Here is a 15,512-nt window from a genome sequence, read left to right as displayed (position 1 = left end):
TTGTCGCCCATACCCGGGCCATAGTGCCGCTCAGCGCGATGCGGCCGTTCAGCGCCTGATAAGGAGCCTTTTGCCACGATGTCCAGCATGACCCGCAAGCTCCTCCTGGCATCGGCTGCTCTCCTTTCCGTTCCCACCGTTCTGCACGCGCAGACCGCGCCCACTGCCGCGGCGCCGGCGGCCGACGCCTACGAATGGGATCGCGCGCGCGCGGCGCTGCTCAGCCGGCCGGCGGCCTATGGGATGCAGCAGCAGATCCAGCGCTGGCAGATGCTGACCGCGTCGAACCGGTTTTCCTTTGCGGATTACTCGGGCTTCCTGCTGGCCAACCCGGGCTTCCCGCAGGAAACCCTGCTGCGCGGCTATGCCGAGGCCGCGCTCGAACGCGATTCGGCCGATCCCGCCCGGGTTGCCGCCTTTTTCGATCGCTTCCCCCCGCAGACCAACGCCGCGCGCGGCCAGTACGCGCTGGCGCTGATGGCGCTGGGCCGCCCCCATGCCAACGAGGCGGCACTGGCGGCATGGCGCGGCGGCGTGCTGTCCGAGACGACCGAGGCGGCGATCTCGGCGCTGCTGTCGCGCACGCTGACCCGCGCCGACCACGATGCGCGGATGAACGCGCTGCTGTGGGCGAATGCCGGTCCGCAGGCAGAGCGCGAGGTCGTCTTCACCGATCCTGCCAACGCGCCCCGCTTCATCGCCCGGCTGGGCATGATCAACGGCCGCGATCCGGTCGCGCAGGGGCTGACGATTGACGCCGGGGCCAATTCGGACGCCGGCTACCTCTACAACCGTTCACGCATGCTGCGCACCACCGGCCGCGCCAGCGAGGCTGTGCAGTTGCTGGCGGCCCATCCGCCGCTGGCCGCCCCGCCGCTTGATCCGCGCAAGTGGATCGGCGAGCTGCTGGCGGTGGCGCGCATGGCCGACGGGTCGCGTGCCGCGCAGATCGCTGCCACCGTCGACCAGACCTTTCCCGCCGGCACCGACGTATCGCAGCAAAGCTACGCCATCCGCGACGATTACACCTCGCTGATGTGGCTGGGCGGGCAGAAAGCGCTGGCGATCGGCAATGGGGCCCAGGCCGCGCCCCTGTTCTACCGCTACGGCGCCGCCGCGCAGACCCCGCAGACCCGGACCAAGGGCTTTTACTGGGCCGGCCGCGCGCTTGCGCGCAGCGGCGATGCCGCCGGCGCGAACCGCTATTTCGAAATGGCGGCGGAGTTTCCCGACCAGTATTACGGCCAGCTTGCGCTTGAGCGGCTGGGCCGGCCAATGCCGTCGCTGGCCGCCACCCCCTCGCAGATGCCCACTGCCGGGCAGCGCGCCGCCTTCGACGCCGCGCCGCTGACCCAGGCCGTGCGCGAAGTGGCGCGCGAAGCGGACTGGCCGGTATCGATCCGGTTCTTCCGCGAGATCGCCGACCAGGCGCACAGCGAGGCGCAGCACGTCCTGGTTGCCGACCTGGCGCGCGAGATCGGCCGCCGCGACCTGGCGGTCATCGTCAGCCAGTCGGCGGCGGCGAACGGGCACAACGCTTTCGCCCAGGTCGGCTTCCCGACCATTCCCAACCCGCCGGGGACCGACTGGACGATGGTCCACGCCATCAGCCGCCAGGAAAGCCAGTTCGCGATGAACGCGGTCAGCCACGCCGGCGCGCGCGGGTTGATGCAGCTGATGCCGGGCACCGCGCGTGAGCAGGCGGGCAAGCTGTACTTGTCCTACAGCCCCGATTCGCTGACCACCGATGCCAGTTACAACATGCAACTGGGCGGCACGTATTTCGCCCGCATGATGGATTATTTCGGCGGCAGCTATCCGCTGGCGGTCGCGGCCTACAACGCCGGCGCGGGCAACGTGAACAAGTGGCTGCGCGCCAACGGCGACCCGCGCACCGGATCGGTCGACTGGGTCGAGTGGATCGAGCAGATCCCGCTGTCGGAGACGCGCAACTACGTCCAGCGCGTGCTCGAAAACGCCGTCGATTACGAGGCGCTCAATCCGGCCCGCGCCAGCTATCGCGGGCCCAACCCGCTCAGCCATTTTCTCGGCAAGCGCTCGCCCGGGTGAGCGTTCGCGGCTAGGGCGGCGCGATGACCCCCGACGGCCCACCCATCACCCCTGCCGGCATGGCGGCGCTGCGCGCGCGTTACGACCGGCTGCTCGGCACCGATCGGCCGGCGATCGTCGAAGTCGTCAGCTGGGCCGCGGGCAACGGCGACCGCAGCGAGAACGGCGATTACATCTACGGCCGCAAGCGCCTGCGCGAGATCGACCGCGAACTGGCGTTCCTGGCGCGGCGCATGAAGATCCTGCGCGTCGTCGACCCGGCGCAGCAGGGCGCGCGCGACCGCGTGTTTTTCGGCGCGCGGGTCGAACTGGCGGACGAGGACGACGCCCGCCTGGCGGTATCGATCGTCGGCGATGACGAGCAGGACGCCGCCGCGGGACGGATCGGCTGGTCGGCGCCGCTGGCGCGCGCGCTGCGCGGTGCCGCCCTGGGTGACCTCAGGACCGTGGCACTGCCCGGCGGCAGCCGCGAATGGGAAGTGGTGGCAATCGCCTATCCGGACTGAGCCGGCGCCGGGCGCTCAGGTCTGGCGCTGGAACGCGGAGCGACGCCCCTCCAACTCAACCCGGTTGCGCCCCTTGGCCTTGGCGACGACGACCGCGCGGTCGGCATTCTTCATCGTCTCGTCCAGCGTGCCGGCAATGCGCGAAACACCGGCGCTGGCGGTGATCGACACGGTGCCGGCGCCGATGTCGGACATCTCGGAGACGATGCGGCTGCACACGCGCTCGGCCTCGTCTGCGGTCGCGTTCGGCAGCATCACGGCAAAGCGTTCGCCGCCAACCCGCGCGATCACGTCGCCCTCGCGCAGCAGCGAGCGCAGCAGGTTGGCGAAGCTGATCAGAAGCTGGTCGCCGACCTGGCTGCCGTGTTCCTGGTTGACGGTGCGGAAGTGATCGAGATCGAACTTGGCAAGGCACCCGGTGCCGCCCGCCTCGATATGCTGGCCCAGCAGCCGGATGAAGGTCGCCCGGTTGGTCAGCCCGGTCAGCGGATCGCGCAGGGCGGCGGCGACCAGTTCGGCCTCCAGCGCCTTCTTCTCGTCGATCCCGCTCAGGATCACCACCCCCCCCTCCGCGGCGCCGGCATCGTCGCGCTGGCAGTGGATGCGGGCGTCGAACCAATGTTCGATGCCCTCCTTGTGAAAGACCAGGTGATCGAATTCGAGGTCGCGGCATTCGTCCATCGCGATTCCGAAGCGGTTCTCGAACATCGCCGCCTGGGTCGGATCGACCAGATCGCTGACGCGGCGCCCCAGCACCGCGGCGGGTTCCTGCCCGGCGATCAATTCGACCGCGGGCGAGGCATAGAGCACGCGCCCTGCAAGGTCGGTCTTGAACACAATGTCGCGGGTCGACGCGGCGAGCAGCGTATAAAGATCCTGGGCGCGGCGGCGGCCGCTTTCCACCGCGATCAGTTCCGATTGCAGCGCGCGGACGTTCGCGGCCAGTTCGTACCGTCCGTCGCGCAGCAGCGCGACCGCCTGGGCCAGCAGCGCGGTCAGCGCGATGTGGAATTGAGCGAACGCCGCCTCGCCCGGAGCGAACGCGGCATGGGCGATCCAGGCGGCGACGGCATAGACCGCCACCGCGATAACCGCGCCAAGCCGCCCGCCGCGCCAGGATGCCGCGACGACCGCCAGCGATGCGGCCAGCGCGGTCAGCAGCTGCGGCTGGGCGGTCGCCGCCACTTCGAGCGCGGCGGCCGCCGCGCTGTAAAGCCCGATCGAAGCCCGCTCGGCCCGCAGCAACGGGCGGTAAATCCAGGTCCGATCGGCGCGAAACACGTGCCGCAGCAGCGGCAGCAGCGAAAGCGCGCCGACCGCGCGCGCCGACCCTTGCGCCGCAAAGACGGCAACCGGGTCGATCCCTGCAAGGACCCGGGCAGCGGCGGCGAGCACGAGGGCCGCCAGGGCGGGCCCCGCCACGCCCGCGGTGGCCAGGTTGGCCAGCCAGCGCGCCGGCGCGTCGGCAAAGCGCGCTTCGGCGCGCGCGATTCCATAGGCGGAAGCCGTGCCTTGCAGAACCGTTGCCAGCGCAAGCGCCAGGGATGCGCTCAGCCCGCTTCCGGCCGCAAGGGCAATGCCCAGTCCGGCCAGCGCCGCCAGCGCGGCGATCACCGCCCAATAGCTTCGCGGCAAGGCCAGCAGGCACGCGGCCAGCAGCACCGGCGCGGCCACCGCCACGCCCGCGCCCCAGCCGCTCGGCCCGGTCAAAGCGGACAGCAGCTCCAGCCCCATGAAGGCCACCAGGAAGGTAAAACCCGTGAGCATGTCGGACGTCATTCCTCCGCTCTGACGAGATTTGGTTAATGTCTGCTAACCGGGGGCCGCAATCCGGCCGAATACGTATGTTGTCGGCGGCGCAGGTTCCGCTTTCGCGGCGGCGGCGATTTTGCGACAGGGGGGCATGAGCCCGCCGCGCCTTCTCCTGCCGATCGCCGTTTTTGCGATCATGGCGCCGTTTTCCGCGCAGGCGCGCGATGCGCTGGGGACGTTCGCCGGCTGGGCGGCCTTCCGCGATCCGCAAGTGCCGCGCTGCTATGCCATTGCCCGCGCCGAACCGGCGGCGCGCCGCGATCCGCAGGTCGCCTATGTCGACGTCTCGACCTGGCCGCGTCGCGCGCTGTTCGGGCAGGTCCACTTCCGCCTTGCCCGCCCGCTGGCGCCGGGCGCACGGCCGCAGCTCGCCTTCGGGGGGCAACGCGCGGTGCTCACCGCGGACGGCGCGGGCAACGCCTGGGCCGCCGACCCGCGCGCGGACGCGGCGATCGTCGCGGCGCTGCGCGGCGGCGCGCGGCTGACGGTGTGGGCGCGCGACGCCGGCGGCAAGGGCTTCGTCAGCACCTTCGCGCCGGCCGGGGCGCCTTCCGCGCTCGACGCGATGGCGCTGGCCTGCGCGCGGCGCTGAGCCCTTCCCCAAGCCGCGCGTTGTCCCTATATGCGCGGCTTCCCATGACCCAGACCGACCTCATGCCCATCCCGGGGGCCTTCGACCCCGTGCCCACCACGCGCCCCGGCCTGGTGGACGGAGTGACCCCGCGCGCCGACGGCAAGATCGACTTGCTGGGCCTGCCCCGCCCCCGCATCGGCGAGCTGTTTGCAGGGGCCGGGCTCGACACCAAGGCCGCGAAACTGCGCTCGCGCCAGGTGTTCCACTGGATCTACCATCGCGGCGTGACCGATTTCGGCGCCATGACCGACATCGCCAAGACGATGCGCCCGTGGCTGGAGGCGCGTTTCGTGATCGGCCGGCCCGAGGTCGTCACCGCGCAGCATTCCGAGGACGGGACCCGCAAGTGGCTGCTGTCGACCGCCGACGGCCACGAGTTCGAGATGGTGTTCATCCCCGACGCGGACCGCGGCACGCTGTGCGTGTCGAGCCAGGTCGGCTGCACGCTCAACTGCCGGTTCTGCCACACCGGGACGATGCGGCTGGTCCGCAACCTGACCCCGGGCGAGATCGTGGGCCAGGTCATGCTGGCGCGCGACGCGCTGGGCGAATGGCCCAAGGGTGCGATGAACGGCCTCGACGTCGAGGAGAGCGAGGGCGACTATTCGTCCGATGGCCGCCTGCTGACCAACATCGTGATGATGGGCATGGGCGAACCGCTCTATAATTTCGACGCCGTGCGCGACGCGCTGAAGATCGTCATGGACGGTGAAGGGCTGGCCCTGTCGAAGCGGCGCATCACGCTGTCGACCAGCGGCGTGGTGCCGATGATGGCCCGCGCGGGCGAGGAAATCGGCGTCAACCTGGCAGTGTCGCTCCACGCCACCAACAAGGCCACCCGCGACGAGATCGTGCCGATCAACCGCAAGTACGGGCTGGAAGAGCTGCTCCAGGCCTGTGCCGATTATCCCGGCGCCAGCAATGCCCGGCGCATCACCTTCGAATACGTGATGCTCAAGGACAAGAACGACAGCGACGACGACGCGCGCGAGCTTGTCCGCCTGATCAAGCAGTACAAGCTGCCCGCCAAGGTCAATCTCATACCGTTCAACCCGTGGCCCGGCGCCGCGTATGAATGCTCCGATCCGGAACGCATAAAGCGGTTCGCGCAGATCGTGTTCGATGCCGGCATCAGCGCCCCGGTGCGCACCCCGCGCGGGCGCGACATCGATGCCGCCTGCGGCCAGCTCAAGACCGCGGCGCACAAGATGAGCCGCGCCGAGCTGGACCGCCTGGCCGAGGAAAAGCAGGCCGCGCTGGGCTGATCGGATCGGTTCGTCGCGCTACCGCTTCGGGCCGCCGCCAATACGGTTTTCCAACGAACCGTTCATCCGGGGTCCAGACCGCCCCGCTAGGCTTCGTTCATACACCGGGCTTCCGGTATGAACAGAACGAAGGAGCGACCTCATGCGCAAGACCATCCTCGCCGCCGCCGCTGCCGCCATGGTGCTGCCGGTGGCCGCAGCCCCCGCCATCGCCCGCCCGCCCAGCTGGGCCCCTGCGCACGGCTACCGCGAACACCGTGAGGATCGCCGCGAAAACCGCGACTATCGTCGCTACGAACAGCAGCGCCAGCAGGCTTATGCCCAGCAGCGCTATTACCAGCAGCAGGCCTATTACCAGCAGCAGCAGCGCTACAATGGCTACCAGCCGACATACTACACCAGCGGTAACGGCATCCGTTACTGGCAGGCGCAGAACGGCCAGTACCAGTGCCGCCGTTCGAACGGGACGACCGGCCTGATCGTCGGCGCCGCCGCGGGCGCGCTGCTCGGCCGCCAGGTCGTCGGCGGGACCACCGGCACGCTGGTGGGTGCCGCCGCTGGCGCGCTGCTCGGCAAGCAGCTCGACCAGGGCCGCGCGCGCTGCAACTAAAGTAACCTTGGGCCCCCGGTGGGCCTAGGAATGGACGGCCGGGTGTGTTTGGGTAGGCCCCATGCACCCGGCCGTTCTCATTACCGGAGCCGCGCGCCGCATCGGCGCGGTCCTGGCCCGCCGTTTCGCCGCGGCGGGCTGGCACGTGGTGATCCACCACGGCGATTCGCACGACGAGGCCGAGGCGCTCGCCGCCGCGCTACCGTCCGCCGAGACGGTATCCTGCGATCTTGCCGACCTGCCGGCGGCCGTCGCCATGGCCCAGGCGCTCGCCGCGCGACTGCCCGATTGGCGCGTGCTGGTGAACTGCGCCGCGGTGTTCACGCCCGATCCTGACGATATCCTCGACCCCGCGATCTTCGACGAGGCGATGCGCGTCAACGCCGCTGCGCCGGTCCGGCTGGCGCAGGCGTTCTTCGGCTCCGCCCGCTCTTGTGCCGGGCGCACGGCGATCCATTTCCTCGATCAGAAAATCGCCAATCCCAACCCGGATTTCCTCTCCTACTCGCTCGCCAAGCACGCACTGGCAGGCGCGGTGCGGCTGCAGGCCATGCAGCAGAAGGACCGGCGCGACCGGGTCTATGGCCTGGCTCCGGGCGCGATGCTGCCCAGCCACGACCAGGCCGGCGAGGAGCACGAGGTTTCGGGCCGGCTGAACCTGCTCAAGCGCCTGACCGACCCGGCCGAGCTTGCCGACGCGGCGCTGTTCCTGGCCACCGGCCCGCTGGCGAGCGGCGAGACGCTGTTCATCGATTCGGGCCAGCACCTGCTGGCCCAGCCGCGCGACGTCATTTACCTTGCGCGCGCTATTCCGCCTGCCTAGTGGCGGCGCGTCTTCTGGGGAGTAGCCAGCCGCGCCTTGCCGCGCGGTCCCGAAACGTCAACATGCTTGGCCGAGAGGCCGTGGCGTTCGGCAAGCGGATCGGTTCCGCCTGGGCGAGACCAAGGACATTGCTTCCCCGCCATGCCGGGCGGGGGAGGCGATGTCTTTGCGTCCTGCCGCGCCCGGCCCGGAGTTATCTGTATGATGGAAGCCTTCTTTGCCGCCACCGCGGTCGTCGCGCTGGCGGAAATCGGCGACAAGACGATGCTGCTGGCGCTGGTGCTGTCGGCGAAGCTGCGCGCGCCGTGGCCGATCGTGGCCGGCATCCTGTGCGCCACGCTGGCCAATCACGCGCTGGCCGCCTTCGTCGGCGAACAGGCCGCCTGGCTGCTGCAGGCGCCGTGGTTCCGTATCACGGTGGCGCTGGGCTTCATCGCCATGGCCGCCTGGACCCTGGTGCCCGACAAGCTGGACGATGCCGATGACGCGGTGCGCCGCCGCGGCGGGCCCTTCCTGACCACGCTGGTCAGCTTCTTCCTTGTCGAGATGGGCGACAAGACCCAGATTGCGACCGTGGCACTGGGCGCCCAGTACCAGTCGGTGCTGGCGGTAACCGCCGGGACCACGCTGGGGATGATGCTGGCGAACGGCCCGGTCGTCTTCGCCGGAGACCGCATTCTCAAGCACGTGTCGCTGAAAGCGACGCGCCTTGCCGCCGCTGTCCTGTTCCTGGTGCTGGGGCTGTGGCAGCTGTGGAGCATCCTCCACGGCTAGGCAGCGCGGGCGGGAGCCGCAGCCCCCGCCCGGCGCGTCTTACTTGATGCCCAGTTCCTTGCGCAGCGCCGGGTTGGGATAAATCGTGCGCAGCGCCTCGCTGACCGCGGCGGTGGAGACCACGACGGTGCGGTTGATATCGCCCTGGTAGCCGTAGTTGCCGCCTAGCGAATTGATGTTGCCGTCGAACGCGGCGCCGATCACCATGCCCGCCTTGTCGATCACTGGCGAACCGGAATTGCCGCCGATGATGTCGTTGGTGGTCACGAAGTCATAGACCGTGTTCTTGGCGATCCTGCCCTGCGCGGCGGCAAAGCCCTTGGGCAGGTCGAACGGATCGGCGCCAGTGGCACGATCGAACGTGCCGCCCAGCGTCGTCGTCGCGGGCACGTCCTTGCCGCGCTCCTTCCAGCCGGCGACCTTGCCGTAGCTGATCCGCAGCGTGAACGTGGCGTCGGGATAAAGGTCCGAGCCGTAGGCGGCGAAGCGCGCATCGGCGAGCTTGCCGCCCGCAACCGCGAGCGGACCCGAATAGGACTGGTCGGCGGCCTTCTTGATCGCGCGCATCCGGTCGTCGAGGCGCTTGGCATAAGCGATCATCGGGTCGTTGGAGGCGTCGATCGCCTTCTGCCCGCCGTCCCACAGCGCCTTGCGCACCGCCGGATCGGCCAGGTTGGTGCCTTCGACCAGGCGCTTGGCCAGGCCTTCGGGCGATTCCTTGCCCAGCAGCAGCTTGGTGTCGGCATCGTCGGCGCCCAGGTACTCACGCGCCTTGGACAGGCTGAAGCCGAGGTTGGTTTCCTCCAGCCAGCGAACCACCGGGGTCGGGTCGGTGATCTGCTTTTCCAGCAGCGGCAGCGCCGAATCGGTATAGCCCGGCAGGCGTTCGCCATTGGGCTTGGCGCGTTCCTCGGCCGCGCGAACCAGCGACAGCGCGTAGGAGAACAGGCTGGAGTTCGGGTTCACGAAGCGCGCCGGCAGGTAGAGGTCGCGATAGGCGGCGTCGGCCTTGACGATGTCGGCCCAGGGGTTGCCGATCGCCGGATTGTTCATCGACCGGGTCCGCAGGTCGGCCTCGGCATCGGCGAGCGGCTTCGTGAAGGCCGGGTCGTTGAGCGCCTTCTGACGGCCGATGTAGACCTTCAGGCTGTTCTCGATGCCGTTGAGCTCATCCAGCCCTTCACGATACTTTTCCGGGCTTTCCTGCATCTTGGAAATGATTCGCCCGCGCAGTTCGGACAGAGTCGTCACCGCCACCGGCAGCGCCACCTCGCGCTGGAACGCGAGCTGGTCCGAGGTGTAGAGCCGCTGGGTCGAACCGGGGTTGCCGACCACGAAGGTGACTTCGCCGGTCTTGGGCGCGCGGTCGCTCCACTTCAGGTTCTGCGGCGTCATCACCGGCTTGCCGTTCTCGTAAGCGCGCAGGAAGCTGGCATCGAGCGAGTAGCGCGGGAAGTTGAAGTTGTCGGGATCGCCGCCGAAGGTCGCGGCGCGGTCTTCCGGCGCCCAGACCAGCCGCACGTCCGAATACTTGCGATAGGTGTAAAGCTTGTACTGGCCGCCGCCATACAGCGTCACCACCTGGCAGCGCGTTGTCGCGGTGTCGGTGCAGCCGGCCTTTTCGATCTCGGCGATCTTGGCGTCGCGCGCCTTGACCAGCGCCTGGCCGGTGGCGGTGCCGATCGCGGTTTTAACCGCGCCGGTGACGTCCCCGATCGAGGTGACGACTTCGGCCTGCTGGCCCGGGCACTTCTTCTCGTCCCCGCGCGCCAGCGCCGCGAAGCCGTTATTGAGCAGGTCGGACGCGTTGGTCGAATTGTCATAGAGGCAGCTGGCGACGCAGTGGTGGTTGGTCAGGATCAGGCCCTGCGGCGACACGAAGCTGGCCGAGCACCCGCCGGTCAGGCGGACCGAGGCGGCGCGCACCTTGTCGAGCCACATCTGGTCGGGCGCCCAGCCGTAATCCTTGCGCATCTTGGCGGCCGGGAAATTGTCGAACGTCCACATCCCCTCGTCGGCGCGCGCGGCGGTGGTCAGGATCGGCGCGGCGGCCAGCGCGGTGGCGGCAAGCAGGTGAATGGATCGCATCGTCAGGAGCCCCTTTCGGTCGTGTTTTCAGTTGCAACAATGTGTCGCCGCGCTTCCCGTCCATTGCAAGAGAAAGAGTGCTTGCCGACGGCGCGCGCATCCCTAGTCTGGCCGTCGATGTGGTTTCTCAACAAGATGCTGGCCCGCCTGGTCCGGCGCGGCACGCTGGTGGTCACCGATCATGACGGCTCGGTCCATCGCTACGGCGACGGGACCGGCGATCCCATCCGAACCCGCCTGTCCGATGCCGGCGCCGCCAACCACATCGCCCGCTATCCCCGCGTCGGCGCGGGCGAGGCGTACATGGACGGGCGCCTCGTGATCGAGCCGCCGCACGATATCCGCGATCTGGTCCTGTTCGCCGCCGGCCAAAGCGAGGACCAGAGCGAGGACGCCTTCGACGCCGCGGGGCCGTGGCGCCGCACCGCTGAAAAGCTCGCCGCGCGGCTCGACAGTTTCAACGACCGCCGCGCCGCGCGCGCCAATGCCGAGCACACCTACAACCTGACCCGCCGCCTCTACGAGCTGTTCCTCGACGAGGACCGGCAATATACGATGGCCTATTACCGCGACCCGGCGAACCTCGTCAGTCTCGAGCAGGCGCAGCTCGACAAGAAGGCGCACCTTGCCGCCAAGCTCTACATCCACAAAAAGCCCGACGGCTCGCCGATGCGGGTGCTCGACATCGGCTGCGGCTGGGGCGGCTTCGCTCTCTATCTCAACAAGCACTACGGCTGCGAAGTCCTGGGCGTCGCCCTCGCCCCCGACCAGATCGCCTTCTGCAAGGAACGCGCGAAGGCGGCCGGCGTGTCAGACCAGGTCCGCTTCGCGCTGATGGACTACCGCGACGTGACCGGCACATTCGACCGGATCAGCTCGGTCGGCCTGCTGGAGCACGTCGGTACGCCGCAGTATCCCGACTTCTACCGCCATACGCTCAAGCTGCTCAAGCCCGACGGCGTGATGATCAGCCACTGCTGCGGGCGCACCGGCCCGCCCGGCATGACCGACGCCTGGACGCGCAAGTACATCTTCCCCGGCGGCTACATCCCCGCCCTGTCAGAACTGCAGGTCGAGGCGGAAAAGGCCGGCTGGCAGACCATGGACGTGGAAGCGATGCGCTTTCACTACAGCCACACGCTTGAGGAATGGTACCGCCGCACCGTCCTGCACAAGGACGAGATCGTCGCCCTTTACGACGAGCGGTTCTACCGCATGTGGCAGTTCTACCTGGCCGGCGCCGAGCAGGCGTTCCGCCACGGCGGCATGGTCAACTGGCAGCTGATCTACGTGAAGCGCCGCGATGCCATCCCGATGACGCGCGACTGGATCGTGGAGGAATCTGCCCGCTTGCGCGCCGCGGAAACCGCGCCCACATGGCATCTCGATCCAGAGGCCCTGGAAGCGGCCGAATAGACAAGCGGCAGGCAAGCAATGTTCGAAAAGCTGCTCGAGACGTTTTTTCAGGGCGCGGTGAAGAAGGGCACGCTTGGCGTGACGTTCGCCGACGGCCGCACGGCGCGATATGGCACGGCCGCCCCGGACTTCCCCGACGTCTCCATCCGCTTCACCTCCGCCAGGGCGGCCCGCCGCATCGTGACCGATCCCGCGCTGGGCGCCGCCGAAGCCTTCATGGACGGATCGCTGGTGGTGGCCGGCGACGACATCCTTGGCCTGGTCCGCCTGTTTCGCGCCAACGCGCCGTGGGAACGCGGCGCCAGCATGCGCCCGCCGCGTCCGCTGCGCCGCCTCAAGGACAAGGCACTGCACAAGCTGGCGAGCTACAACGCGGCGCGGTCGTCAAAGAAGAACGTCGCCCACCACTACGACCTCGGCAACGATTTCTACCGCCTCTTCCTCGACCGGCAGATGCAGTATTCCTGCGCCTATTGGCCGCGCGAGGGGATGACCCTGGACGAGGCGCAGGAGGCCAAGCTGGCGCACATCGCGGCCAAGCTGCACCTCGAACCCGGCATGACCGTGCTCGACATCGGCTGCGGCTGGGGCGGGCTGGCGATCTGGCTGGCAAAGCGCTGCGGCGCGCGCGTCACCGGCATCACGCTGAGCGAGGAGCAGCTCGCCCTCGCCCGGCAGAACGCACAGGACGCCGGGGTCGCGGACCGCGTGACGTTCGAACTGATCGACTACCGCGACATGGCCGCGCGCGGCGACCGGTTCGACCGGATCGTCTCGGTCGGCATGTTCGAGCATGTCGGCCAGCCGCAGTTCGAGACGTTCTTCCGCGCCTGTTCCAACCTGCTGACCGATCAGGGCGTGATGATGCTCCACACCATCGGCCTGATGGGCAAGCCGGGCGTGACCGACGCCTTCACCCGCAAGTACATCTTCCCCGGTGGCTACATCCCGGCGCTGTCCGAAACCGTCGCGGCGAGCGAGCCCGTGCGGCTGATGATCGCCGACGTCGAGATCCTGCGCCTGCACTACGCCTACACGCTGCTGGCCTGGTACGACCGCTGCGTCGCCCACCGGGCCGAGATCGAGGCGATGTTCGGCGCCAAGTTCTACCGCATGTGGTTGTTCTACCTCGCCGGCGCGGCGACCGGGTTCGAAAGCAGCGCGCTGTGCAACTTCCAGATCATCTACACGCGCGACCGGCACGCCCTGCCGATCACCCGCGGCTGGATCGAGGCCGCGGAGGAGCGGCTGGCGAGCAGCGCGCCGGTAACCGATACGGAACGCGAAGCGGCGGAGTAAGCGCGATGAGCCTGGCCGAAGACTATGCCGAGAACGGCTATGCGATCGTGCGGGGCGTCTTCCCCCCCGGCGCCGTGGCCGAGCTTGCCGCCGCGGTCGACGAGGTTCACGCCGAAGGGGTCGGGCTCGGCCGCTCGTTCCGATACGGCAACCTCAACTACCGGCTCGACGGCGGCGAGGTGCGGATGGTGCAATGGCCGTCCTATCACAACATCGTGCTGGACCGCTTCCGCACCGCCGCCCGGATCGAGGCGACGCTGCGCCCGCTGATCGGCGAGGACGTCAAGCAGATCATCAACCAGGTGCACTGGAAGGTACCGGGCGGGCAAGGCGACTTTGCCTACCACCAGGATTCGCGCTTTCGCCGGCCGGACAGCGCCTATCGCAACCTGGCCACCAGCTACGTCCAGACCGGGTTGGCGATCGATCCGCACGATGCGCGGAGCGGCGCGATGAAGATCCTGCCCGGCAGCCACAAGGCCGGCCCCATCGACATCCCCACCGGGCAGAGCGTGATGCACAGCCGGGTCGAGGAAAGCGCTCTCGTCGCCGCCGGCCTCGATCCCTCGGCGCTGATCGACCTCGAGCTCGAACCCGGCGACCTGGCGCTGTGGAGCCCGTACCTGGTCCACGGCTCGGGCCGCAACGCGTCGGACCACTACCGCCGCTTCTACATCAATGGCTACGTCCGCGCCGAGGATTGCGACCGCGGCGAATGGGCCTTCCGCCGCGGCCAGCCTCAACCCCTCGGCCCGCGCCCAAACCTGGTCCATTACGAGGGCTTGTACGACAAGCCGGGGCCGCATTTCACCTGACCGCCGTCGTCACAAGGCCGACATTGCCAACCCTAAGGCCGCGCAGATGCCCAGCACCGGCACGATGCCCCACCTTACCTTGAAAATGAGTGCCGCCGCGACTGCGGCGATCAGCGCCGCGCGCGCATCGAAGGTGGCGAGATCGGGAACCTGCCAGCGCAGCGGCCCGGCCTGAACCACGCTCACCCGGGCGAACAGCAAGTGCAGCGCGAACCACAGCGACAAGTTGGCGATCACGCCGACCACCGCCGCAGTCACGCCCGCCAGGCCGCCCTTGAGCGCCGTCGCGCGCTGGAGCCGCCCTATCCACGGCGCGACCGCGAAGATCCACAGGAAGCATGGCGCGAAGGTGACCCAAGTGGTGAGCGCTGCGCCGAGCAGCCCTGCCACCAGCGGCGTGAACGGAGCCGGCGCGCGCATCGCCGCCAGCGTGCCCACGAACTGGGTGACCATCACTAGCGGACCGGGTGTGGTTTCGGCCAGGCCGAGCCCGTCGGCCATTTCGCCGGCGAGCAGCCAGTGGTGCGTAGTAACCGCCTCTTGCGCCATGTAGGCCAACACCGCGTAAGCGCCCCCGAAGGTCACGACCGCGAGCTGTGAGAAGAACACCCCGATCTGCCACAACACGTGACCGCGCCCCAGCAATAGCAGGACAGCGACCATCGGCGCCGCCCAGATCGCCCCCCAGACCAGCACGGCGCGCAAGCTGGCCAGCCACGGATGCGATACCGGCTTGGCCTCGGCAGGCATTGCCGGCGCAAGCGCCAGCAAGTCCGGCCGCCGTGCGCCGAACGCCGCGCCGATCGCCAGCGCCGCCAGCACGACCAGCGGGAACGGCGCGTCGAACAGGACCAATGCGACGAAGGCCGCCACCGCCAGCACGCGCTGGAGCCGCGTCTTCAGTGCCCGCCCCGCGATCCGCACCAGCGCCTGCGCGACGATTCCCAGCACCGCCGCCTTGATCCCGAGGAACAACGCCGCGAACCATGTCAGGTGCGCGGCGGCGGCGTAAAGCAGCGTCAGCGCCAGCATCACCAGCGCGCCCGGCACCACGAACAGCAGCCCCGCGGCCAGCCCGCCGCGCCATCCGTGGAGCTTCCATCCGAGCCAGGTCGCCAGCTGCTGCGCTTCAGGACCGGGCAGCAAGTGGCACAGGTTGAGTGCCTGGAGGAACTCCTCCTCGCTGACCCAGCGCCGCTCATCGACCAGTTCGCGGTGCAACAGCGCGATCTGGCCGACCGGACCGCCAAAAGACAGGCACCCGATCCGCGCCGAGACGCGCACCAGTTCCGAAAAATCGGGATGATGAAATGCTGGCCCGGTCACCCATACCTCCTTGCCCGCGCAAGGCGGGACTGAAGGCAACGCTTGGGCCCTGGCAGAAGCCGGAAGTGGCCTGA

Annotated in this window: 13 protein-coding genes; 10 read left to right on the top strand and 3 right to left on the bottom strand. The window is 68.9% G+C overall.

Annotated features, from left to right (window positions below):
• The first annotated feature begins 78 nt into the window (after nucleotides 1-78).
• Nucleotides 79-2,070 (top strand): lytic transglycosylase domain-containing protein, encoded by a 1,992-nt coding sequence (locus tag ACOYW6_RS01740; protein ID WP_423142112.1) that lies wholly within the window; start codon nucleotides 79-81, stop codon nucleotides 2,068-2,070.
• Between the two features lie 23 nt (nucleotides 2,071-2,093).
• Nucleotides 2,094-2,576 (top strand): GreA/GreB family elongation factor, encoded by a 483-nt coding sequence (locus ACOYW6_RS01735; RefSeq protein ID WP_423142111.1) that lies wholly within the window; start codon nucleotides 2,094-2,096, stop codon nucleotides 2,574-2,576.
• A 15-nt stretch (nucleotides 2,577-2,591) separates the two neighbouring features.
• On the opposite strand, the gene ACOYW6_RS01730 is transcribed toward ACOYW6_RS01735, so the two are convergent.
• The gene (locus ACOYW6_RS01730; RefSeq protein WP_423142110.1) at nucleotides 2,592-4,355 is read right to left on the bottom strand and encodes a diguanylate cyclase domain-containing protein; all 1,764 of its coding nucleotides are present in this window, start codon (nucleotides 4,353-4,355) and stop codon (nucleotides 2,592-2,594) included.
• A gap of 124 nt (nucleotides 4,356-4,479) precedes the next feature.
• Here ACOYW6_RS01730 and ACOYW6_RS01725 point away from each other — a divergent pair, with 124 nt between their 5' ends.
• The 5 genes from ACOYW6_RS01725 to ACOYW6_RS01705 all read left to right on the top strand — a co-directional run bounded on the left by ACOYW6_RS01725 (nucleotide 4,480) and on the right by ACOYW6_RS01705 (nucleotide 8,494).
• On the top strand, nucleotides 4,480-4,980 hold the full coding sequence (locus ACOYW6_RS01725; protein WP_423142109.1) for a hypothetical protein: 501 nt from the start codon (nucleotides 4,480-4,482) through the stop codon (nucleotides 4,978-4,980).
• A gap of 44 nt (nucleotides 4,981-5,024) precedes the next feature.
• Nucleotides 5,025-6,287, top strand: coding sequence for a 23S rRNA (adenine(2503)-C(2))-methyltransferase RlmN (gene rlmN / locus ACOYW6_RS01720; RefSeq protein ID WP_423142108.1), 1,263 nt, complete (start codon nucleotides 5,025-5,027; stop codon nucleotides 6,285-6,287).
• Between the two features lie 142 nt (nucleotides 6,288-6,429).
• Nucleotides 6,430-6,897 carry a glycine zipper 2TM domain-containing protein gene (locus tag ACOYW6_RS01715; RefSeq protein WP_423142107.1) on the top strand — a complete coding sequence of 156 codons (468 nt, stop codon included), beginning with the start codon at nucleotides 6,430-6,432 and terminating at the stop codon, nucleotides 6,895-6,897.
• A gap of 61 nt (nucleotides 6,898-6,958) precedes the next feature.
• Entirely contained in the window at nucleotides 6,959-7,720 is a 762-nt protein-coding gene (locus ACOYW6_RS01710) for an SDR family oxidoreductase (RefSeq protein ID WP_423142106.1), read from the top strand.
• Between the two features lie 204 nt (nucleotides 7,721-7,924).
• Entirely contained in the window at nucleotides 7,925-8,494 is a 570-nt protein-coding gene (locus tag ACOYW6_RS01705) for a TMEM165/GDT1 family protein (protein WP_423143034.1), read from the top strand.
• Nucleotides 8,495-8,533: 39 nt separating this feature from the next.
• Here the strand turns inward: ACOYW6_RS01705 and ACOYW6_RS01700 are convergent, their stop codons facing one another.
• Complete coding sequence (locus ACOYW6_RS01700; RefSeq protein WP_423142105.1) at nucleotides 8,534-10,582, bottom strand: S46 family peptidase; 2,049 nt, start codon at nucleotides 10,580-10,582, stop codon at nucleotides 8,534-8,536.
• A 117-nt stretch (nucleotides 10,583-10,699) separates the two neighbouring features.
• Between ACOYW6_RS01700 and ACOYW6_RS01695 the strand changes: the two genes are divergently transcribed.
• Genes ACOYW6_RS01695 through ACOYW6_RS01685 form a run of 3 tightly spaced genes read left to right on the top strand, consistent with a single transcriptional unit; the run spans nucleotide 10,700 to nucleotide 14,112 of the window.
• The gene (locus tag ACOYW6_RS01695) at nucleotides 10,700-11,998 is read left to right on the top strand and encodes a class I SAM-dependent methyltransferase (protein WP_423142104.1); all 1,299 of its coding nucleotides are present in this window, start codon (nucleotides 10,700-10,702) and stop codon (nucleotides 11,996-11,998) included.
• A gap of 18 nt (nucleotides 11,999-12,016) precedes the next feature.
• The gene (locus tag ACOYW6_RS01690) at nucleotides 12,017-13,297 is read left to right on the top strand and encodes a class I SAM-dependent methyltransferase (protein WP_423142103.1); all 1,281 of its coding nucleotides are present in this window, start codon (nucleotides 12,017-12,019) and stop codon (nucleotides 13,295-13,297) included.
• A 5-nt stretch (nucleotides 13,298-13,302) separates the two neighbouring features.
• Entirely contained in the window at nucleotides 13,303-14,112 is an 810-nt protein-coding gene (locus tag ACOYW6_RS01685; protein ID WP_423142102.1) for a phytanoyl-CoA dioxygenase family protein, read from the top strand.
• Nucleotides 14,113-14,121: 9 nt separating this feature from the next.
• Here the strand turns inward: ACOYW6_RS01685 and chrA are convergent, their stop codons facing one another.
• On the bottom strand, nucleotides 14,122-15,438 hold the full coding sequence (chrA, locus tag ACOYW6_RS01680) for a chromate efflux transporter (protein ID WP_423142101.1): 1,317 nt from the start codon (nucleotides 15,436-15,438) through the stop codon (nucleotides 14,122-14,124).
• Between the last annotated feature and the right edge of the window lie 74 nt (nucleotides 15,439-15,512).

The sequence above is a fragment of the Parablastomonas sp. CN1-191 genome (genome assembly GCF_049354825.1).
In the GTDB taxonomy this organism is placed as follows: domain Bacteria; phylum Pseudomonadota; class Alphaproteobacteria; order Sphingomonadales; family Sphingomonadaceae; genus Novosphingobium.
The sequence above is the reverse complement of the archived record's forward strand: the minus strand, read 5'-3'. Positions and strand labels throughout refer to the sequence as shown.